This is a genomic window from Ventrimonas faecis (assembly GCF_040096075.1).
Lineage (GTDB): Bacteria > Bacillota > Clostridia > Lachnospirales > Lachnospiraceae > Brotaphodocola > Brotaphodocola faecis.
Genome location: NZ_JBBMFJ010000007.1, coordinates 67650 through 89377 on the forward strand (window position 1 = coordinate 67650; position 21728 = coordinate 89377).

At 49.8% G+C, this 21728-nt stretch carries 22 protein-coding genes; 20 read left to right on the top strand and 2 right to left on the bottom strand.

Going from position 1 to position 21728, the window contains the following annotated elements; genetic code table 11:
- Positions 1 to 74: 74 nt before the first annotated feature.
- The 3 genes from WMO41_RS05190 to WMO41_RS05200 all read left to right on the top strand — a co-directional run bounded on the left by WMO41_RS05190 (position 75) and on the right by WMO41_RS05200 (position 2658).
- Positions 75 to 839: an IclR family transcriptional regulator gene (locus WMO41_RS05190; protein ID WP_349228847.1), complete on the top strand. Its 765-nt coding sequence runs from the start codon at positions 75 to 77 to the stop codon at positions 837 to 839.
- A 107-nt stretch (positions 840 to 946) separates the two neighbouring features.
- Positions 947 to 1597, top strand: a complete 651-nt coding sequence (locus WMO41_RS05195; protein ID WP_349228848.1) for a bifunctional 2-keto-4-hydroxyglutarate aldolase/2-keto-3-deoxy-6-phosphogluconate aldolase — start codon at positions 947 to 949, stop codon at positions 1595 to 1597.
- Positions 1598 to 1626: 29 nt separating this feature from the next.
- Positions 1627 to 2658 (top strand): PfkB family carbohydrate kinase, encoded by a 1032-nt coding sequence (locus WMO41_RS05200; protein WP_349228849.1) that lies wholly within the window; start codon positions 1627 to 1629, stop codon positions 2656 to 2658.
- 78 nt (positions 2659 to 2736) lie between these two features.
- Here the strand turns inward: WMO41_RS05200 and WMO41_RS05205 are convergent, their stop codons facing one another.
- Positions 2737 to 3168, bottom strand: a complete 432-nt coding sequence (locus tag WMO41_RS05205) for a DUF5684 domain-containing protein (RefSeq protein ID WP_349228850.1) — start codon at positions 3166 to 3168, stop codon at positions 2737 to 2739.
- A gap of 191 nt (positions 3169 to 3359) precedes the next feature.
- Here WMO41_RS05205 and WMO41_RS05210 point away from each other — a divergent pair, with 191 nt between their 5' ends.
- Positions 3360 to 4784, top strand: a complete 1425-nt coding sequence (locus WMO41_RS05210; RefSeq protein ID WP_349228851.1) for a cell wall-binding protein — start codon at positions 3360 to 3362, stop codon at positions 4782 to 4784.
- 107 nt (positions 4785 to 4891) lie between these two features.
- Here WMO41_RS05210 and WMO41_RS05215 read toward each other — a convergent pair whose 3' ends face one another.
- Entirely contained in the window at positions 4892 to 5725 is an 834-nt protein-coding gene (locus WMO41_RS05215; protein WP_349228852.1) for a MerR family transcriptional regulator, read from the bottom strand.
- A 245-nt stretch (positions 5726 to 5970) separates the two neighbouring features.
- Here WMO41_RS05215 and WMO41_RS05220 point away from each other — a divergent pair, with 245 nt between their 5' ends.
- The 16 genes from WMO41_RS05220 to WMO41_RS05295 all read left to right on the top strand — a co-directional run bounded on the left by WMO41_RS05220 (position 5971) and on the right by WMO41_RS05295 (position 21708).
- Positions 5971 to 6561: a DUF3793 family protein gene (locus WMO41_RS05220; protein ID WP_349228853.1), complete on the top strand. Its 591-nt coding sequence runs from the start codon at positions 5971 to 5973 to the stop codon at positions 6559 to 6561.
- A gap of 27 nt (positions 6562 to 6588) precedes the next feature.
- Entirely contained in the window at positions 6589 to 7014 is a 426-nt protein-coding gene (locus WMO41_RS05225; protein WP_349228854.1) for a flavodoxin, read from the top strand.
- A 333-nt stretch (positions 7015 to 7347) separates the two neighbouring features.
- Positions 7348 to 9159 carry a subtype B tannase gene (locus WMO41_RS05230; protein ID WP_349228855.1) on the top strand — a complete coding sequence of 604 codons (1812 nt, stop codon included), beginning with the start codon at positions 7348 to 7350 and terminating at the stop codon, positions 9157 to 9159.
- 169 nt (positions 9160 to 9328) lie between these two features.
- On the top strand, positions 9329 to 10531 hold the full coding sequence (locus tag WMO41_RS05235; RefSeq protein WP_349228856.1) for a metal ABC transporter substrate-binding protein: 1203 nt from the start codon (positions 9329 to 9331) through the stop codon (positions 10529 to 10531).
- A complete protein-coding gene (locus tag WMO41_RS05240) occupies positions 10531 to 11241 on the top strand; it encodes a metal ABC transporter ATP-binding protein (protein WP_349228857.1) in 711 nt (236 codons plus the stop codon). The genes WMO41_RS05235 and WMO41_RS05240 overlap by 1 nt, the downstream gene beginning before the upstream one ends.
- The gene (locus WMO41_RS05245) at positions 11238 to 12065 is read left to right on the top strand and encodes a metal ABC transporter permease (protein WP_349228858.1); all 828 of its coding nucleotides are present in this window, start codon (positions 11238 to 11240) and stop codon (positions 12063 to 12065) included. Before WMO41_RS05240 ends, WMO41_RS05245 begins: the two co-directional genes overlap by 4 nt.
- A 517-nt stretch (positions 12066 to 12582) precedes the next feature.
- A complete protein-coding gene (locus WMO41_RS05250; protein ID WP_118534225.1) occupies positions 12583 to 12795 on the top strand; it encodes a FeoA family protein in 213 nt (70 codons plus the stop codon).
- Positions 12796 to 12905: 110 nt separating this feature from the next.
- Positions 12906 to 13124 (top strand): FeoA family protein, encoded by a 219-nt coding sequence (locus tag WMO41_RS05255; protein ID WP_118541053.1) that lies wholly within the window; start codon positions 12906 to 12908, stop codon positions 13122 to 13124.
- A gap of 47 nt (positions 13125 to 13171) precedes the next feature.
- Positions 13172 to 15355: a ferrous iron transport protein B gene (gene feoB / locus WMO41_RS05260; protein WP_349228859.1), complete on the top strand. Its 2184-nt coding sequence runs from the start codon at positions 13172 to 13174 to the stop codon at positions 15353 to 15355.
- An 87-nt stretch (positions 15356 to 15442) separates the two neighbouring features.
- Positions 15443 to 15607 carry a FeoB-associated Cys-rich membrane protein gene (locus WMO41_RS05265; RefSeq protein ID WP_177292668.1) on the top strand — a complete coding sequence of 55 codons (165 nt, stop codon included), beginning with the start codon at positions 15443 to 15445 and terminating at the stop codon, positions 15605 to 15607.
- Positions 15608 to 15694: 87 nt separating this feature from the next.
- Positions 15695 to 15970 carry a transcriptional repressor gene (locus tag WMO41_RS05270; RefSeq protein ID WP_177292667.1) on the top strand — a complete coding sequence of 92 codons (276 nt, stop codon included), beginning with the start codon at positions 15695 to 15697 and terminating at the stop codon, positions 15968 to 15970.
- Positions 15971 to 16186: 216 nt separating this feature from the next.
- On the top strand, positions 16187 to 16507 hold the full coding sequence (locus WMO41_RS05275; RefSeq protein ID WP_177292666.1) for a DUF6110 family protein: 321 nt from the start codon (positions 16187 to 16189) through the stop codon (positions 16505 to 16507).
- Positions 16508 to 16707: 200 nt separating this feature from the next.
- On the top strand, positions 16708 to 18798 hold the full coding sequence (locus WMO41_RS05280) for a heavy metal translocating P-type ATPase (RefSeq protein WP_349228860.1): 2091 nt from the start codon (positions 16708 to 16710) through the stop codon (positions 18796 to 18798).
- A 119-nt stretch (positions 18799 to 18917) separates the two neighbouring features.
- Complete coding sequence (locus WMO41_RS05285) at positions 18918 to 19283, top strand: metal-dependent transcriptional regulator (RefSeq protein WP_349228861.1); 366 nt, start codon at positions 18918 to 18920, stop codon at positions 19281 to 19283.
- A 147-nt stretch (positions 19284 to 19430) separates the two neighbouring features.
- Entirely contained in the window at positions 19431 to 20681 is a 1251-nt protein-coding gene (locus WMO41_RS05290; RefSeq protein WP_349228862.1) for a CobW family GTP-binding protein, read from the top strand.
- A 76-nt stretch (positions 20682 to 20757) separates the two neighbouring features.
- Positions 20758 to 21708 carry a TIGR03943 family putative permease subunit gene (locus WMO41_RS05295; RefSeq protein ID WP_349228863.1) on the top strand — a complete coding sequence of 317 codons (951 nt, stop codon included), beginning with the start codon at positions 20758 to 20760 and terminating at the stop codon, positions 21706 to 21708.
- Positions 21709 to 21728: the final 20 nt, after the last annotated feature.

Consider the following 21728-nt stretch of genomic DNA (forward strand, 5'->3'; position numbering starts at 1 on the left):
GTATTCAGTAAAATGATACTATATGCAAATCAGAACAGGCAGATTTTTACGAGACAGAAAGGTGTGTAACATTCATGAAATTAAATCGTACAGCTCAGCGGACCATAGAGATTCTGGAAATTATTTCCCAGAAACCAGAGGGAGCTTCCCTGGATGAGCTGTGCGGCCGCCTGGATCTTCCAAAGACCAGCGCATATGACATTGTGACTACACTGGAAACACTTGGCATGGTGCATGCGGACTGGGGACAGAAAAAGCGCTACACCATCGGGCTTACCGCATACCGCATTGGCATCAATTACACCAACAACTTAAATATCATGAATGTCATGGAGCCGGAGTTAAAAAAGTTTGCCCATGAAATTGGAAAGACTGTGTTTTTCGGGGTACGGTCAGACTGCGAGGTCGTTTATATCTGTAAGTTTGAACCGGAAAACCCTATCATCACCACGGCAACGGTGGGAAGCCGCATCCCCATGTACTGTACGTCGCTGGGAAAGGCCATTCTGGCCTACAGTGAACCGGAAATTCTGCAGCAGCTCTTAAAGCGCATGGATTTTGTGAAGCGCACGGAGCGCACCATCACCGATCCGGACCGCCTTATGGAGGAACTGGAACAGGTGCGGGAGCAGGGTTACGCGCTGGATGCCCGGGAGATGGAGGAACATGCGGAGTGTGTGGGAGCGCCGGTGTTTGGGGCAGATGGAAACCTTGTGGGGGCAGTCAGTGTATCTACGCTGTACCGAGATGCCGTGAATTATGAGGAACTGGGGCAGATTGTATCGGGAAAGGCAAAGAAGCTTTCGGAGATGCTGGGGTATATCCGGGGACGCGGATAAAAAGCGCGGAACCGGAAAACGCATTTGGCCTGAAGGATCATATCAGGTGAACACGTGCAGGGTGTGAGCAGTAACAAAAATGTTCAGGAGAAGGAGACGAGAGTGACATGCGAAAAGAACAGGTTTTATCCAGAATGAAAGAAGAATGTCTCATTGCGGTAATCCGTGCGAAGAACCCGGAACAGGGGGAAAAAATCGTGGAGGCGGTCATTGCGGGTGGCATTCATTTTATTGAGATTACCATGACCATGGACGAGGGAAATCCGGTGGAATTTATCTCTGCCATGGCGGCAAAATACCGGAACGATGACCGCATCGTCATTGGAGCCGGTACCGTACTGGATCCGGAAACCGCAAGAGCGGTGATTCTGGCGGGCGCCAATTATGTGGTGAGCCCGGGCTTGAATCTGGATACGATTAAGCTCTGCAACCGCTACCGTGTACCGATGCTTCCGGGAGTCATGACTCCGACCGAAGCCATTACCGCGCTGGAAGCGGGCTGCGATGTTATCAAATTATTCCCGGGCAATATTCTGGGACCGGCAGCCATCAGTTCCTTTAAGGGACCGCTTCCGCAGGGCGACTTTATGCCGTCCGGCGGTGTGGACGTGGACAATGTAGACAAGTGGATCAAGGCCGGAGCCTACGCGGTGGGAACCGGAAGCAGCCTGACAAAGGGCGCAAAGACCGGAGATTTCGCGGCAGTAACTGCCAAAGCAAAGGAATTTGTAGAAGCGGTAAAGGCAGCCCGCAGGTAAATAACCGGAGAAAGACGGAGGAGAAGAATATGGCAAAGATTGTGACCATGGGGGAGATCATGCTCAGATTATCCACCCCGGGCAATGAAAAATTTATACAGGCAGATGAGTTTGATATCAATTACGGCGGAAGCGAGGCCAACGTGGCGGTGTCGCTGGCCAATTACGGATACGACACGGAGTTTGTGACCGCAATTCCGGACAATCCCATCGGGGACTGCGCGGTTGCGGCAGTACGCAAGTATAACGTTGGCACAAAGTTTATTTCCCGCAGTGGAGACCGTCTTGGAATCTATTATCTGGAGCCGGGTTCCGCAGTGCGCCCGTCCAATATTGTGTATGACCGCGCCGGTTCTTCCATTGCCTGCGCGACAGCGGATCTGTTCGATTTTGACGCCATTTTCGCGGATGCGGACTGGTTTCATTTTACCGGCATCACTCCGGCACTTTCCGACAGCGCGGCAAAGCTGACCGAGGAGGCATTAAAGGCTGCAAAAGCCCATGGCCTTACGGTTTCCGTAGACTTAAACTTCCGTAAGAAGCTCTGGTCCCAGGAAAAAGCCCGTGAGGTTATGACCAACCTCATGCAGTATGTGGACATCTGTATTGGCAACGAGGAGGACGCGGAGAAAGTGTTGGGCTTCAAGCCGGAGGGCAGTGATGTCATGTCCGGCAATCTGGAGCTGGCCGGTTATATGAACATATTCAGCCAGATGGCGGACCGTTTTGGTTTCCGTTACATTGCAAGCTCCCTGAGAGAAAGCCACAGCGCATCCAACAACGGCTGGTCTGCCTGCATTATGGACGGAAAGACAAAGGAGTTTTATCATTCCAAGAAGTATACCATAGCTCCAATCGTGGATCGTGTGGGTGGTGGAGATGCCTTTACATCCGGCCTGATCTGCAGTTTCCTGGATGGAAAGGATATGAAGACGGCTCTGGAGTTTGGAACCGCGGCGGCGGCTCTGAAGCATACAATTCCGGGAGATTTCAATCTGGTGACCCGCGCGGAGGTGGAGAAGCTGGCCGGCGGGGACAGCTCCGGAAGAGTGCAGCGTTAAAACTTTTATAACAGAACAGAAAAATGCCATTCGCCTGTGAAAGTCGCAGAAACGAATGGCATTTTTGCTGTTTTAAATTTACTGTGGTCCGATATATTCGTCACCACTGAATCCAAGGATCAGCATGAAAATCGGATTTAAGAAGAACAGGCCGATGGTAAAACCAACACCATGTCCGAATGCTTTTGCCAGCTTGTTTAAAGAAATGATGTTAAAGATTGCTACGATCAGCATGATCAGGGTTCCGAGCAGAGATGGAATGCCTTCGGTTGCTTCCTGTAAGATTCCGCCCACAATGCCGCCAATCAGGACAATCCAGAATGCCTGGGTGTTCCAGGTGAACTTGTACTGGGTGTAGGTGTTGTAGAATGGAACGATTGCCTTCCAGCCGGGTTCGTTTGCCTTCTCAAAAATCTTCCAGTAAGCGACAACCTGAAGAATGTACCAGCCGATTACCAGAATGAAAACAGTTCCGAGTCCTGCAAGCAGTAATGCTGTAAAAGAATTCATAGTGCTTACCTTCCTTTCCCTTTTGTATGTGTACTAGTATAGAGGTCCTTAAGAAAACAGTCAACAATATAACAGTTTTTTCTGAAAAATTACGGATGATTACGGTTCTCTTACTTCCCTTGACCCTGGAACAGTTCCAGGGTGTAGAGTCAGGATGTCAGAAACAAAGACACCTGAAAGGAGAACATACTATGAAAAAACATACAAAAACATTCCTGATTCCCTGCGCGGCAGCAGCGCTGACCATTGGAAGTTCCATGATGGCCTTTGCAGCCACTGGCTGGCAGGAAGAAGACGGAACCTGGCGCTACTATGACAAAAACGGAGATGAGGTTACTTCCTCCTGGAAGAAATCTGGAAACGACTGGTTCTGGCTGGATGAGGACGGCGAGATGGCCACCAGCCAGCTGGTGGAGGACAACGACAATTATTATTACGTGAATGAGAGTGGCGTCATGGTGAGAAACCAGTGGAGAGAACTGGAAAATGATGATCCGCAGGATGATGACGAGTCCGATACCGTCTGGTATTATTTCGGAGCAGACGGAAAAGCTTACAAGGCGAAGGATTCAGGCCGGGTGAATTTTAAGTCCATTGTCCGGGCGGATGGCGTGACGAAAAAGTATGCCTTCGATGAGGAAGGAAAGATGCTCTATGGATGGATTGATGAACAGGGTGAGCGTCAGACCGGTGATGACGCATGGCAGACCGGCGTCTACTATCTGGGTGGCGCGGATGACGGTGCCATGAGAAGCCATCAGTGGGAGCGCCTGGACGTGGTGGATGACGACCAGACCAATGACGAGTTTCAGGACTGGTACTGGTTCTACTTCAATGCCAACGGAAAGAAGGCAGCAGATACCAAAAAGACCATCAACGGCCGGAAATATTATTTTGAGGAGTACGGAAACGCCAGATTCAGCTGGTACGCAAGCTCCAGCAATGCTTCTGTGGCAACCCCAAGCTTCTACAGCCCGATCCAGGACAGCTGGATGTCGGTAGGCTGGTTCAAGACCGTACCGGGAGAGAATACGGATCCGGATGGATACTCTGACGGTGAGGAGCGCTGGTACTACGCGGAGAAGGATGGCGATGTCGTAAAGAGCCGCATTAAGAAGATCAATGGTTCCTGGTATGCGTTTGATGAGTACGGCAAGATGCTGGAAGGTCTCTACAAGCTGGAAGTATCCGATAAGGATATTCTGTCCTGTACTGAGATTGAAGGTGAGAGTGATCTGCCGGAGGCTGGGGACAGCGCGGAAGTATACTACTTTGGAGGAACCTCCAAGGATGGCGCCATGAAGACCGGCACTGTGACCCTGGACATTGACGGCGAGCGTTACACCTACAATTTCCGCAAGTCCGGTGATGAGCTTGGCCAGGGCTGCAATGGCATTGAGGACGGCGTGATCTACGAGAAGGGCAAACGTATCGAGGCGGATAAGGATGAGAAGCTGAAGAAAGTAGAGTGGGATGGCGAGACTTATCTGGTCAACACCTCCGGCAAGATCCAGAAGAACAAGAAGAACGCCAAGGACGGCGATGACCGTTACTACTGCACCGACAGCAAGGGTGTGGTTACTTATGAAGGGACGGAGAAATACAGCGAAAAATAATCAGAAATAAACAAAAATAACAAGAAATACCATCACATAATGAAAAAACTCTCTGCATAGAAGAAAGGACGTGCCGGATGCGGCGCGTCCTTTTCAAATATGGTTGTTTAAGATTCGGATAGCGGAAGGAATAACTGCAGATAATAACATTGTATCTGATTGCGCATGCCCTGCATGAGAAAAGTAGAAAAAAGTTTTGGCTCTGTCGGAAGACTTTGCTTTCTGGCGTAGGCCAGCATGGGATTTACCACATTCATGTCCGGAATCCGGTCCTGGGATGTGCAGAAAGCGGATAGATACCGGACACTGGAATCGGTGCAGGGAATATCCTTTGTCAGGGGATAATCGGTATATTCTGCCATGTCACAGTGCAGAAGCAGCTGGGATTTCTGGTAGTTCAGGGAGCAGCCGTGTTTTTCTGTCTCCCGGCAGATCCGATATTCGTCGAACAGGTACATATTCTCCAGTCCGGCGTGCTCTCTGGTGTACTGGAACCACTGCTCCAGCCCGTCATGAAAATCCAGATCCGGATCAATGATGTAGGAATCCGGCAGCGGACATTGAATGACCTTTCCGGTATAGTTTCGGAGATTTTCGCAGTCTTTCTGGCTCATGCGAAGCTTTGCTATGGTGCGTTTATGCTGGAGAATGGCCTCTTCCTCCTCTTCCAGACGCTGGCTGATAATGCTGTGAAAGCGTTCCGGGGAATCTTCGGAGCCATGTTCATCCCAGAGTGTTGCTATATCATCCAGTCCGATATCCATTTTTCTCTGGTAAAGGATACCGATAAGTCTGGAAATGTCTGCTTCTGTATAGTAGCGGTAGCCGTTTTCGGCTTTTTTGGCTGTGACCAGACCGCGTTTTTCATAGTGGCGGAGTGTATCGCGGCTCATGCCCATAAGGTTTGCCACGTCTCCAATGAGATATCTGTCTTTGTTCATGATCGTTTGCCTCCGGAAATGATGGTAACAGGAGAAGCGGGAAAAATCAATTGGTGTAATGAAATCGTAATAATGAGTAAAAATAAATCAAGAGATCGGGGAAAAATCATAAGAAATTCTCAATAAGACGGTTACTGAGAATTTCCATCAGATGAGCGGATTGACGAATTGGTTAGCATATGCTAACATAAACGCATCGGGTTAGCGAAAGGTAACTCGAGAGGATTTCACAGGAGGAACGGCGTATGTCGGCAGAGACCATGCTTCATTTTCTGAATCACTGTACACCGGAAGAAAAGTTCGGTTTTCGCGTTGTGACACAGTGCGCACCGGTGCTAAAAGGTGTGAAGATTTCTAACCTCATTACCATGAAGCCGGGCGGGTGGCGCAAAATCCGGGCTTATTTAAAGAAGAGCAGAATCATCTGCATTCCGCTTTACGCAGATGCCGAAAAGGAAGTATTGTTCCTGTATCGCTACGAACAGCTGGAACGGCATCTAAAGAACCGGGAAGTGCTGGAGTTTTTGCGAAGCTGTGGGTATGACCGTTTTGATGTGGCATCGGTTCTGGCCAGACTGAGAAGAAGATATCAGCGTTATGCCGGAATTTCGGAGGAGTTTCCTCATGAGCTGGGTGTCCTTCTGGGATATCCGGTGGGAGATGTGCAGGGGTTTATCGCAAACCGCGGAGAAAACAGCCTGACCTCCCGTTACTGGAAAGTGTACCAGAATCCGAAGGAGGCAGAGAGAATCTTTGACCTCTATGACCGGGTGAAGGAGCAGGCCTTAAGAGAAATCATGTGCGGACGGACTCTGGCCCACGTGGCAGTATCATAAGGCGGAAATAGAAAGGAGAACATGAACATGAAAGAAGTAAACGTAATCTACTGGAGCAGCACCGGAAACACACAGGCTATGGCTGAGGCTGTAGGCGCAGGCGTAGAGGAAGCAGGTGGAAAGGCAAACGTAATCGAGGTATCCGCAGCAGATGCTTCCATGTTAAAGGATGCAGACAGCTTCGCACTGGGTGCTTCCGCTATGGGCGACGAGGAGCTGGACGCAGAGATGGATGATTTCGTAACCACAGTAGAGGGAATCTGCTCCGGCAAGACCGTTGGCCTCTTTGGTTCTTATGACTGGGGCGATGGCGAGTGGATGCGCAAATGGGTAGACCGCATGACCGCTGCAGGCGCAACCGTAGTAAATGGGGAAGGCGTGATCGCAAACCTGACTCCGGATGATGACGCAGTAGCAGAGTGCAAGGCACTGGGCGCAGCTCTGGCAAAATAAAAATATAAGGGCAGATTCAATAAAAGGGCCGGGCGTGCGGAGAATTGCATTCTTACATTTTCACATATCCGTTGTTTGCTTGCTTTCGCTAACACGCGTTCGCCTGTGTCGGATTAGCATCCGCCACATTCGGACGCGTGTGCTAAAGATGCAAACACCTGGATATGCAGAAAATTCCAGAATCCAATTCCCCGCACGCCCTACTTTATTGGCTGTGCGGCAGTATTCTTAGAATTGCTGTTTTCACAGAAAAAACACAGATTTTCCATTTTGAGACCACATTTTCTGCATAGAATCAATGGCATCAAAAAATGCTGGAGGAGAACTTTTTATATGATGTGGAAGAAACGGTTTTATCAGGGTGGTGTGTTGTTCGCGGCGGCGGTGGCTGCGGCATCGGTTTCCGGGTGCGGGAACGCGGCGAAGGATGTGCCTGCGTCGGAACATGGAGCAGAACCGGCACCGGATGGCAACCAGGGTTCTGCAAAGGACGGTCAGGCGCCGGATGGAAAAGAAGCCGGAGAGGGAGGCACCGGTCAGGATGGAAAGCCGTTTTACGCGGGCATGTCCATGAGCCAGACACCGGATGTCTCCGAGCTTTTGCAGGGAAGCCTGGATCTGAAGGATTTTCGGGACAAGTGGGTTTACTATGATGAGTACGACTGCTACGGCCTGGAATATATTGTGTACTGCGATAATCCGGCAGATCCGGTGAAGGAGTGCATGAACATCTATGTGCCTGCCGCTTATATGAACGCGGACGGCACCATCAATGAAAAGGGGACGGTAAACGGTTATACGGCAGCTACCGCGCCAATCATTTACCAGAATGGCATCGGCGGCTATGCTGAGGCAGATGCTTCCAAGATTTCTGCCCGCAACAGTGACTACATCAAACAAGGCTACATCTTTGTCTCTCCGGCCAGCCGCGGCAAGGAAACTCAGAGCGAGGATGGGACTTATATTGGAAAATCTCCGGCTGGTCTTGTGGATTTAAAAGCAGGAATCCGGTTTTTGAAAGCGAATGACTCTGAGATGGCAGGAGACGCCAACAAGATCATTTCCATTGGAATCAGCGCAGGCGGAGCCATGAGTGCGCTTTTGGCAAGCACCGGAAACGCGAAGAACTATGAGCCGTATCTGCGGGAAATCGGCGCGGTTATGGATCAGGGAGATGATGTGTACGCAGCCCAGGCTTACTGCCCGATTACCGATCTGGATCATGCGGATCAGGCCTATGAGTGGATGTACCAGAATCTTCAGACCTACAATAACAGCCGGAGTGGGGAAAGCGGGGAATCCACGGATTTTGAGAAGGCCGTGTCCGCACAGATGGCCTCCGGCTATGTGGATTACATCAACAGTCTGAAGCTGGTGAATACAAAGACTGGCGAACCGCTTACCCTGAATGAAGGCGGACGCAGTGGAAGCTTCTATGATTATATGGTTCAGGAGGTAGAAGATGCGGCCTCTGTTTATTTGAATAAACTTTCTGAAGGTTCCCTGAACGTGCCGTATACGCTGAATGATTACCTGAAGGGGAATTATACAAAGCAGAGCAGCGGTGGAAAGCAGGGCGGAGATGTAAAGACGGAGCAGGGCACCGATCTCACGAGTTTCCTCAGCTGGGATGGCAGCAGCGCGAAAATCACCAGCCTGGACGACTATCTGGCAGACTACAACCCGCGCATGAAATCTGTTATGGCTTTTGATAATCTGGAGATGAACGAGAACTCCGGCGAGAATCTGGAATTTGGCGATGAGACCCACCAGTACCTGCACTTCGATTCCTATATGCCGGATGTACTGGAGAATCTGAAGGCGGACTACCCGGAAGAATATGCGAAGTATGCGGAGGGCTACGATGCGGTCATTGGGGACAAGGCTCTTGCGGAACGCAAAAAACTTCTGAATCCGTTAAATTATATCGGTTCGGATTCTGTGGATACCGCAGAACACATCCGTATCCGCGTAGGCAGCCAGGACGGGGACACCTCTCTTTCTACCTCCGCGGTTCTTGCCCTAAGTCTGGAAAACAAGACCGATGTCGATGTGGATTATGCGCTGGTATGGGATCAGCCTCACGGAAATGCCGATTATGACGGGGAACTGGTACAGTGGATTGAGAAAATCTGTAAAGAATGAATCTTTTCATAATAAAAAGATTGTGATATACTAAAACTAAATATGCAACCAAATGGACAGCTTCAGTCAGATGCATGATGACTGGAGCTGTTTGAATGTTACTATGTAACTGTGAAGGTATTGAACAGTTTGTTACGATACAGTGTTATAGCAATAGAAAGAAATGAATATGAGAACAAGAAGATTAAACACAGTTGTTGGGCAGAAAAAGGGCTCTTGGAGCAGTCATGTTTTTGGCACACGCCTGGCAGCCGCGTTTCTTGGTGTATCCCTGATTCTCAGTGGATGCGCACAGGCGGGAGGCAACCAGGGCGCTTTTGATGCATCTTCCGAACAAAGCGGAAAGCTGAAAGTGGCGGTAACCCTGTTCCCCTATTATGATTTTGTGCGTCAGATTGCCGGAGACCAGGTGGACTTGCAGATGGTCATTCCTGCGGGGATGGACAGTCATTCCTTTGAGCCAACTCCTGCTGATATCCGCACCATCCAGCATGCCGATGTCCTCATCAGCAACGGCGGCACCATGGAACACTGGCTGGACGAGACGCTGGCGGCCCTGGATACCACCAACATGACCATTGTCACTATGATGGATTATGTGGACACGGTGCAGGAGGAAATTGTGGAAGGCATGGAAGATGCAGAACACGATCATGATCACGCCCATGTCCATGCGGCAGAGGATCATGACCACAGCAATGAAACGCCGGAGGATCATGCGGCCCATGCGCACAAAGCGGATGACTACGACCACAGCAATGAGACGCCGGAAGAACATGCGGCCCATGCCTATGAGGCAGATCCCCACGATTACGTGGATCATGATGGTCATGAGGAAGAAATTGAATATGACGAGCATATCTGGACTTCCCCGGTTAATGCCATGAAGCTGGTGGATGTGATCGGTGATACACTGGCCGAGGCAGATCCGGCTCATGCGGACACGTATCACCAGGGTGCGGCAAATTACAAAAAGGAACTGGAAGAGATTGACGCGGGCTTTCGCGAGGTTTCCGCAAACCGTAAGCGGAACATGATCGTCATGGGAGACAAATTCCCATTCCGCTATCTGGCAGATGAGTACCAGCTGGATTACCGGGCGGCCTTCTCTGGCTGCAGCTCCGACACAGAGCCCAGCGCGAAGACCATTGCTTACCTGATCGATAAGGTAAAGGAAGAGCAGATTCCGGCAGTGTATTACCTGGAACTGAGCAGCCACCGGGTTTCCGAGATCATCGGAGAGGAGACCGGGGCGGAGCCGCTGCTCTTACATTCCTGTCACAATGTAACCCGTGCGCAGTTTGACGCAGGCATTACTTACGCGGAACTGATGCGCCAGAATATAGAGAATTTACGAAAAGGAATCGACTGATGAATCCGATTATCAAATGCGAACACACTGATTTTGGATACGAAAACCACGACGCGGTCATTGATCTGAACCTGGAAATTTATCCGGGAGATTACCTCTGCGTGGTGGGAGAGAATGGTTCAGGAAAGAGTACCCTGATCAAAGGCATGCTTGGCCTGTTAAAGCCAACCGGAGGTACCCTGACCGTGGCGGATGAGTTAAAGCGCGGCGGCATTGGCTATCTGCCCCAGCAGACCGCAGCCCAGAAAGATTTCCCGGCTACCGTGCAGGAAGTGGTGCTTTCCGGCACCTTAAGCCGCCGTGGAAACCGCCCGTTTTATTCCCCGGCAGAGCGGAAGCTGGCAGCTCACAACCTGGAACGCCTTGGCATGGAGCATCTGAAAAACAAATGCTACCGGGAACTTTCCGGCGGCCAGCAGCAGCGCGTCCTCATTGCGCGGGCCCTCTGTGCCACCGAGCAGCTTCTGATCCTGGATGAGCCGATCACCGGCCTGGATCCGTCCGCAATCCAGGATTTCTATCATTTAATTAAGAAACTGAACAAAGAAGACGGGATCACCATCATCATGGTATCCCACGATATCGGCAACGTGATCAGCCAGGCCAACAAGATCCTGCATCTGCACCGCAAGGTCGTATTCTGCGGAACCGCGGAGGAATACAAAAAGAGCGTGGCGGGAAAAGAATTTCTGGGAGGTGACGAGGCATGAGTATGATCTTTGAAATGCTTTCCTATCCCTTCGTGGTACGCGCCCTGGTGGGCGGTATCCTGGTGTCCCTGTGCTGTGCGCTTCTTGGCGTGAGTCTGGTATTAAAGCGTTACTCCATGATCGGAGACGGATTGTCCCATGTATCCTTCGGAGCGCTTTCCATTGCCGTTGCGGCAGGCTGGTCTCCGCTGAAGGTATCCATTCCGCTGGTGGTGCTGGCAGCATTTTTTCTGCTCCGCATTACGGAGCACGGCAAAGTCAAGAGCGACGCGGCCATTGCCATGATCTCCGCAAGCTCCCTGGCTATTGGTATTATCGTCACATCCCTGACCACCGGTATGACCACCGATGTCAGCAGTTATATGTTTGGAAGCATCCTGGCCATGAGCAGGGAAGACGTGATCTTAAGCGCCGTGCTTTCCATTATCGTGCTGTGCCTGTTCGTGTTCTGCTATAACAAGCTGTTTGCTGTAACCTTCGATGAAAACTTCGCGAAAGCTACCGGTGTGAACGTAGAGCTTTATAACGTGCTGATTGCGGTGCTGACAGCGGTCACCATTGTCCTCGGCATGCGGATGATGGGCGCCATGCTGATCTCCAGTCTCATCATTTTCCCGGCCCTGACCTCCATGCGGATTTTCAAAAGCTTCCGCGGTGTGGTCATCTGCTCCGGTGTGCTGGCGGTCGTCTGCTTTCTGATGGGAATTATCTTCTCCTACGGATTCTCCACCCCGGCCGGTGCCAGCGTGGTGATGGTGAATCTGGCAGCATTTATCGTGTTCAGTGTAGTGCAGAGCGTGATGATGAGGGTAACAAAAAAATAAAATTTATTGCAGCACAGAAAATGCCGGGAAGGCGCCAAATGGCGCCGCCCGGCATTTTCGCTTCTTTATAATCGTTTACTGCGGATTCAGCATCACCGATGCAAAAAACACTCCATCCTTTCTATAAAGATGATTCTATCATATCACAAAATCCCCCTTCTGTTGTCAATTCCGCAATATGAATAATTTTTTCTCAATAAGAAAATACCGAGTTAGCAACACCTAACAAAAATGAGAAAAATCCGGAAAAGTTATTGACTGCTAACTGGAGTTAGCCTATACTAATCTAAAGTTAGCGGGCACTAATTATCAGTGCCGTGCTGACATAAGAACTTGAAATGGTAACTGTTCAGTACCCTCACAGTTACGGGCAAAAATCCATTGAAAATTGCCTTCGGCAATGGGATTTTTGCCTGCAAGCCCATGTTTTCATACGGTCAGCGCAGTGAATGCGCAGACCTACTGAACAGCTACTTGAAATGTTACATATTATGCAAAAGAAAGAAGATGAATGATGATGCCACTTACTATGGCGCCGGTTGGACAGGCAAGCAAGATTCAGAGAGTCGGAGGAAACGATGAAACCAAACGTTTTCTGGCAAACCTCGGATTTGTAGTTGGATCTGAAGTAACAGTAATTTCCGCGATCGGAGGCAACGTGATCGTGAACATCAAAGATTCCAGAGTTGCAATTAACCAGGATATGGCTCGTCACATCATGGTAGCGTAAGCTTTCCGTGAGGTGCGTAACTATATACAAATGAAATTTATCTGTCAGTCCGCTGTGGCATAGCAATACAAAGCGGATGGCAGTGATCTTTGGGAAAGGAGAATAAGACGATGACTTTAGGTGATGCAGCAGTTGGAAGTACCGTTGTGGTAACCAAGATCAGTGGTGATGGTGCTTACAAGCGTCGTATTATGGACATGGGTATCACGAAAGGAAGCGAGCTTTACATCAGAAAAGTTGCTCCTCTTGGAGACCCGGTTGAAATTACCGTCAGAGGCTATGAGCTCTCCGTCAGAAAAGACGATGCTCAGTGCGTAGAGGTAAAATAATTAACCATATAACACGACAACAATGAGGAAAGAGAGTGAGGAAAAAAATGGCAATTAAGATTGCACTTGCCGGAAACCCGAACTGTGGTAAGACAACCATGTTCAATGCCCTCACCGGTGCAAACCAGTATGTAGGTAACTGGCCGGGGGTTACGGTAGAGAAAAAAGAAGGTAAATTAAAAACCAAAGGAAAACATGAGGATGTGATCGTAACCGATCTTCCGGGTATTTATTCCATGTCTCCATATACACTGGAGGAGGTTGTCAGCCGTGACTACGTGCTGAAAGAGAACCCGGATGTCATCGTGGACCTTGTGGATTCCACCAACATCGAGCGTAACTTATACTTAACCACGCAGCTCATCGAGACCGGTGTTCCGGTTGTCATTGCATTAAACATGACCGACCTTCTGGAGAAGAGAGGCATGAAGATCGATGTAGAGCGTCTGTCCATGTTAATGAACTGCCCGGTTGTTGAGACCTCCGCATTAAAGCAGACCGGTCTTGACAAGCTGATCGACAAGGCCGTTGAGGTTGCTCACAAGAAAGACGTTGACCTGCCGAAGGAAATCTTCTCTGAGGAGATGGAGAAGGCAGTCGCAGCAGTAGTTGAAGTTCTTCCGGACAGCATCACTGCTGACAAGAAGAGATGGTACGCAGTCAAATTCCTTGAGAACGACAGCAAGGTCGTTGAGAGCGTAGCACTTCCGGCATCTGCAAAGAACGTTGTAGATTCTGTAAGAAAAGAGCTTGAAGAAAAGCATGATGACGATATGGAGAGTATTGTAACCGACGAGCGTTACAAATTCATTCAGAAAGTCGTTTCCTCTTCCGTAAAGAAGGGCAAAGACAAGATGACCGTATCCGATAAGATCGACCAGATCGTAACCAACCGTATTCTTGGTATTCCGATCTTCATCGCAATCATGTGGGTTGTTTACTACATATCTGTAACCACCGTCGGTACCTTCGTTACCGACTGGACCAATGATACCTTCGTAGGCGCAATTCAGGATGTTGCAACCAACTTCCTCACCAATGCAGGCGCAAGCGATTTCATCATCAGCCTTGCGGTTGACGGCGTCATCGGCGGTCTGGGTGCCGTGCTTGGATTCATGCCGCAGATGGCAATCCTGTTCCTGTTCCTGTCTATCCTTGAGGACTGCGGTTACATGGTACGTATTGCATTCGTTATGGACCGTGTCTTCCGTCACTTCGGACTGTCCGGTAAGAGCTTCATTCCGCTGCTGATTTCTTCCGGCTGCGGTATTCCTGGAATCATGGCTTCTAAGACCATCGAGCAGGATAACGACAGACGCCTTACCATTATGACCGCTACCTTCGTTCCGTGTGGCGCGAAGCTTCCGGTTATCGCTCTTATGGGCGGTGTTATGGCTGGTTATGTAACCGGCTGGGATATTGCAGGTTTCATTACCCCGTTAATGTACTTTGTAGGTATCGTTGCAGTATTAGTTGCAGCGATCATGTTAAAGAAGACCAAACCGTTCTCCGGTAAACCGGCTCCGTTCGTTATGGAGCTGCCGCAGTACCACATCCCGTCCGCAAGAACCGTGCTTCTGCATGTATGGGAGAGACTGAAAGGCTTCTTCATCAAAGCAGGTACTGTACTGTTCCTGGCTTGCGTAGTTATGTGGATCTTAAGCACCTTCGGTGTTCAAGATGGCGCATTCGGTATGGTTGAGGATTCCGCAGACAGCCTGATGGCTATCGTTGGCGGCGCTATCGCTCCGCTGTTCGCACCTCTCGGATGGGGCGAGTGGCAGCCGGTTGCAGCAGCAATCTCCGGTTTCAGCGCAAAAGAGGGTATCGTTTCTACCATGGGCGTACTTGCTAATGTTGCAGGTGATGTTGAGGATGCAGATACCGTTGCTGCAGGTGTTGGCATGTGGTTCCCAACCGCGATTGCCGGTTTCAGCTTCCTGCTGTTCAACCTGCTTGACTCTCCGTGCCTGGCAGCTATTTCTACCATGGCAAAAGAGATGCAGAGCCGTAAGTGGTTCTGGTTCGCAATCGCATTCCAGAATATTTTCGCTTACGCTGTAACTCTGGTAATTTACCAGATTGGTTCCTTCTTACTGTATGGTACCTTCGGTGTCTGGACCGTGATCGCATTTGTAGTATTGCTGTTCATGCTGTTCATGCTGTTCCGTCCGGATCCGTACAAAGATCAGAAGACCTACGCAAAGAGATCTGTACAGGCTGCTTCATAAGCAATCTGAATTTACATCCATTTTGAAATTGAATTTTGCAGTCCCGGTTTTCACCGGCCGGGGCTGTGTTGAAAGAAGGGAAACGAAGTGTTAGCAGATATTATTGTAGTGGCCGTCATCGCCGGATATTGTATCTATGTGATCAAAAAGCATCACGATCAGAAAAAGTCGGGCGGATGTACTGGAAGCTGCGCCGGCTGTGCGGGCTGTGCAAGCTGCCATCCTTCCACCCCGGATTCTAAAGTAAAATAACAAATTTCAGAAGGGCAGTGTCGCTGCCCTTTCTGTAAAAAGCCGAGTTAGCAACTACTAACCAAAACAACCAAAAGGAGGTACTTTATGTCAGCTGAGGCAAAAAAAGGATTTATTATTTCTGAACTGAAGAAGAATGGCTGCCGGATTACCAGCCAGAGAAAACTTTTGATTGATGTGATTTTGCAGGATGAGTGCAGCTGCTGCAAGGAAATTTATTACAAGGCAGCAAAACGTGATCCAAGTATTGGTATGGCTACCGTTTACCGCATGGTAAAGACCCTGGAGGAAGCAGGACTGATCCAGAGAAAGAACATGTACCGCATTGATTACGGCATGGGTGAGAATATGGCATTTGCATGAAGTGATGCCGGTGATTTCACGGAAAAAGGAAGCAAAAGCTAACTTTTAGCGGGGAAAAACCGTGAAAAGAGTGGTTAATGAGAAAAAATATCATTAACTGCTCTTTTCTGCCTTTATTAAGAAATTTTATCAAAAAAGCTCTTGAAATTTAGAAATCAATGCGTTAGAATACCCGTTAAACAAAAAAATAAAATACTTATGAGGAGGAATCCAATCATGTTAAACGTTTTAAAAGCATTAGATGTTAAGAAATCTGGAATTTTTGCAGCAGGTGTTCTGTTCGGTACCGCAGGTGTTAAGATTCTTGCAAGCGAGGACGCTAAGAAAGTTTACACCAACTGCACCGCAGCTGTCCTTCGCGCAAAGACATGCGTAATGAATGTAGCAGCAAGCGTACAGGCTAACGCAGAGGACATCCTGGCAGAGGCTCAGCAGATCAACGAGGAGCGCGCAGCAAAAGCAGAGGCTGCAGCATTCGCTGACGAGGCAGCAGAGGCTGAGGAGACCGCGGCAGGGGAAGAGACCGTAGAAGCATAATCTCAGATTATTTACCAGACAGAGACAAAGGTCAGAAAAAGCATGCTCTCTGTTTTGAAAAGGAAGCAGGAAAAGGGATGCATGATCATGTTCTGCATCCTTTTTCATTGCCTGAAATGGCTTAAATGCGTTGTTTGGCGCACTTATTACTGATAGAAAACGTTACAAAAACAATTTCGTAACGAAAAGAGGAATACACCATGAAATTTGTGATCAAACATGAGATCCGCGGAAGAATCCGTGTTCAGATCCTGCAGGGCCGCATGAGCATTGAGCAGGCCGATACCCTGCAGTATTATTTTAACGCAAAACCATACGCTATTTCCGTAAAAGTACGGGAACGCCTGAGTGAAATCGTCATTCATTATGATGGTGACCGGGAAACGGTTGTTCATGATTTACAGACATTCTCCTATGCAAAGGCAGAAGTGCCGGAGTCCTATATCCAGAATTCCGGACGTGCCTTAAACAGCGAATACTGGGAAAAACTGATGACACGCGTCATTATGCGTGCAGGAAACTGTCTGTTCCTGCCGGCTGGTGTGCGCGCCGTCATCACTTCCGTAAAATCCGTAAAATATATATGGAAGGGAATCTGCACGCTGGCAGCCAGAAAGATTGAGGTTCCGGTTCTGGACGCAACCGCCATTGGCGTTTCTATTATCAGAAGTGATTTCGATACCGCGGGTTCTGTGATGTTCCTGCTTGGTATCGGTGAGATTCTGGAGGAGTGGACCCACAAGAAATCTGTGGGCGACCTGGCCCGCAGCATGTCCTTAAATATCAGCAAGGTATGGCTGGTGAGCGATGGACAGGAGGTTCTGGTTCCGACCAACACCATCCAGAAATCGGATCTGGTACGCGTTCATATGGGCAATGTCATTCCGTTTGACGGCGAGGTGACAGACGGTGAGGCTATGGTAAACCAGGCTTCCTTAACCGGTGAGTCCGTTCCGGCAGAAAAAACTGCGGGCGCTACCGTTTACGCAGGAACCGTAGTAGAAGAGGGCGAGATTACCATCCGCGTCAAAGAAACCGGTGGCTCCAGTAAGTTTGACAAGATCGTGACCATGATCGAGGAGTCGGAAAAGCTGAAGTCTTCCCTGGAGGGCAAGGCAGAGCATCTGGCAGATACCCTGGTTCCTTACAGCCTTCTTGGTACCGGCCTGACCTGGCTCATCACCCGCAATGCCACCAAGGCACTGTCTATCCTGATGGTGGACTTCTCCTGCGCCCTGAAGCTGGCTATGCCGATCTCCGTACTGTCTGCAATCCGTGAAGCCAATATGTACGACATTACGGTCAAGGGCGGCAAGTATCTGGAGGCTATGGCTGAGGCAGATACCATCGTCTTTGACAAGACCGGTACCCTGACCAAGGCTCAGCCGACCGTGGTTGATGTGGTTGCGTTCAATGACATGACCAGTGACGAACTCTTACGTATCGCAGCATGTCTGGAAGAGCATTTCCCGCACTCCATGGCCAAGGCTGTGGTAGACGCGGCAAAGAAGAAACATCTGGTTCACGAGGAGCTGCACAGCAAGGTAGAGTATATTGTGGCCCATGGCATTTCCACTACACTGGAAGATAAGATGGGAGACAAGAAAGCCATCATCGGCAGCGCCCATTTTGTATTCGAGGACGAAAGCTGCACCATCCCGGCTGGAAAGCAGGAGCTGTTCGATTCCCTTCCGCCGGAATACTCCCACCTGTACCTGGCTATCGATGGCAAACTGGCCGCAGTCATCTGCATTCAGGATCCACTGCGTGAGGAGGCCCGCGATGTCATTGCTTCCTTAAAAGAGGCTGGCATCAGCAAGGTTGTCATGATGACCGGAGACAGCGAGCGTACCGCTAAAGCCATTGCGGCCCTGGCCGGTGTGGACGAGTATTATTCCGAAGTTCTGCCGGAGGATAAGGCAAGCTTCGTGGAGAAGGAGAAGGCTGAGGGCCGCAAGGTCATCATGATCGGCGACGGCATCAACGATTCTCCGGCACTTTCCGCAGCAAACGTAGGCATTGCCATCAGCGACGGCGCGGAACTGGCAAGAGAGATCGCGGATGTGACCATTGGCGCGGACAATCTGTATGAGGTAGTAACCTTAAAGCTTATCAGCAATCACCTGATGGAACGCATTCACTGGAACTACCGCACCATCGTAGGCTTCAACGCAGGCCTCATTGCGCTGGGTGTTCTGGGCGTACTTCCGCCGGCAACCTCCGCACTCCTGCACAATACCTCCACACTGCTCATCAGCTTAAAGAGCATGCAGAACCTGCTTCCGGAATAGGGATGCAATTGAGAATCTTTTCTCATATATAAAAGAACAACTTTCTGAAACTACTGGACTTGCATGGAAATATCGTTTATGATAATAGTAATTCCCTTATGGGGACAGGAGGTTGTTGTATGCACGAATCAGGGGAAAACTATCTGGAAACAATACTGATGATCAAAGAGAAGAAAGGAGTTGTCCGTTCCATTGATGTGGCGCGCACGCTGAATTTCAGCAAGCCGAGCGTCAGCAGGGCCATGGGCCTTTTAAAAGACCAGGGGTTCATTTCCATGGAACAGGGCGGTGACATCCAGCTGACGGAGGAGGGCATGGCCAAGGCTAAGTCCATCTACGCGCGTCATCTTCTCCTGACTGCTTTCCTGCAGGAAGTAACCGGTGTTTCCGAGGAACTGGCCGAGGAAAATGCCTGCCGTATGGAACACATCCTGGATCAGGAAGTGGTCGATGGGATCAGCAGTTATATGGAAAAAAGAAAATAAACATTATGATATGCCGGGCGTGAGCTGCCCGGCATATTGACATTCTGTGCGTTTTGTGACAGAATGGGAAACGGTAGCGGCTACTAACGGCCGCGTATTACAGAGCATAAAGGAATATAAGGAAAAGAAGGAAAAGAAGGGATCATCATGACAAAGATTGATATTATTTCCGGCTTTTTAGGAGCAGGAAAAACTACATTTATTAAGAAGCTTTTACAGGAGGCCATCAAGGGCGAGCAGGTTGTCCTCATTGAGAACGAGTTTGGCCAGATCGGTATCGACGGCGGTTTCTTAAAGGATTCCGGCATCGAAATTCGTGAGATGAACTCCGGCTGCATCTGCTGTTCTTTAGTCGGTGATTTTGGCAAGTCTCTGGAGGAGGTACTGACCAAGTACAAACCGGAGCGCGTGATCATCGAGCCGTCCGGCGTAGGCAAGCTGTCCGACGTTATGAACGCAGTGCGCGACGTGGCTAAGAACCTGGATGTGAAGTTAAACAGCGCAGTGACCATTGTAGATGCCACCAAGTGCAAAATGTATATGAAGAACTTTGGTGAGTTCTTCAACAACCAGATCGAGAATGCCGGTACCATCGTTATGAGCCGTACCGATGTGGCAGATTCCAAGAAGGTTCTGGCAGATGTAGATTTACTGCGTGAGCACAACAAGGACGCAAGCATTGTGACCACCCCGATCGATCAGCTGACCGGCGCACAGCTCTTAGCACTCATCGAGAAGCCGGATACCATGATGGAAGAGCTGTTAGCCCAGGTGAAAGAGGAGCATGCGCACCATCACCATCATGACCACGACGGACACTGTGGCTGCGGCTGTGAGGACCACGACCATGACCACGAGGATCACGACCATGACCATGAGGAGCATGAGCATCATCATCACCATGACCATGATGATGAGTGCGGCTGCGGGGATCATGACCACGAGCACCACCATCATGACCATGATGAGGACCATGACCACGAGCATGAGCATCATCGCCACGATCATGACGATGAGTGCGGCTGCGAGGATCATGACCATGAGCATCATCATCACGACCATGACGATGAGTGCGGCTGTGGCTGCCATGACCACGATCATCACCATCATCATGCAGATGAGGTATTCTCCAGCTGGGGTCTTGAGACCATTGACGCAGTGAACAAGGATCAGCTGACTGCCATTCTGGAGGAGCTGGCCTACGGCAACGAGTACGGCGACGTTCTCCGTGCCAAGGGCATGCTTCCGAGCGAGAAAGAGGGCGAGTGGTACTACTTCGATATGGTTCCGGAGCAGTACGAGATCCGCACCGGAGCACCGGATTACACCGGTAAGGTATGTGTCATCGGTGCAAACTTAAAAGAAGATGAATTAAAGAAAGCATTCGGCAGAAACTAACTGCCCGGATAGAAGGGGGAAGGCGCCGGCATGAGACCGGCGCCTTCCTGAAAAAAGAAAAGGACAGGTACAAAAAATGGGACCAATGATTGACGATGAAGTAACGCCGGTATTTCTGATCAACGGATTTTTAGAGGCAGGAAAGACCGAATTTTTATCCTTCACCATGGATCAGGATTACTTCCGTACGGACGGAAAGACCCTTCTGATCGTGTGCGAGGAGGGTGACACCGAATACGATGACGCGCTCTTAAAAGATACGAAGACCTCTGTTGTCTACGTGGACAGTCTGGATGAGATTACCCCGGACCGCCTGACCGAGCTGGAGCTTTTGCATCAGCCGGAGCGTGTGCTGATTGAGTGGAATGGCATGTGGAACCAGGATGATTTAAAGCTTCCGAAGGACTGGACCATTTACCAGCAGATCACCATCATCGACATGTCTACCTTTGAGCTGTATGTGAAGAACATGAAGTCACTGCTCAATGCCATGGTGAAGAATTCAGAGCTTATCATCTGCAACCGCTGTGATGGAATCGAGGATCTGGACCGCTATAAACGCATGCTCAAATCCATGAATACCAAATGCGATATCGTATTTGAGGACGAGAATGGTGAAATCGACGAGATTTCTGAGGAAGATCTTCCGTATGACATGAAAGCCGATGTCATCAAGATCAGTCCGGAAGCATACGGCATCTGGTATATTGACTGCATGGACAAGCCGGAGCGTTACAAAGGCAAGGTAGTGGAGTTTACCGCTATGGTCATGAAATCCTCAAACTTCCCGAAAAACTACTTTGTTCCGGGACGTATGGCCATGACCTGCTGCGCGGAGGATATGACCTTCCTGGGTTATATCTGTAAATCCAAAGAAGCCCGCAATCTGGAAACCAGACAGTGGGTAACCGTGCGCGCGCGGGTTGAGATCGAATACTGGCAGGATTACAACGGCGAGGGTCCGGTGCTTTACGCAGAGGAAGTGGTACCGGCTGAGCCGATCAAGGATGTCGTGCAGTTCGGATAAAAGGAGTTATGGTTCCGATG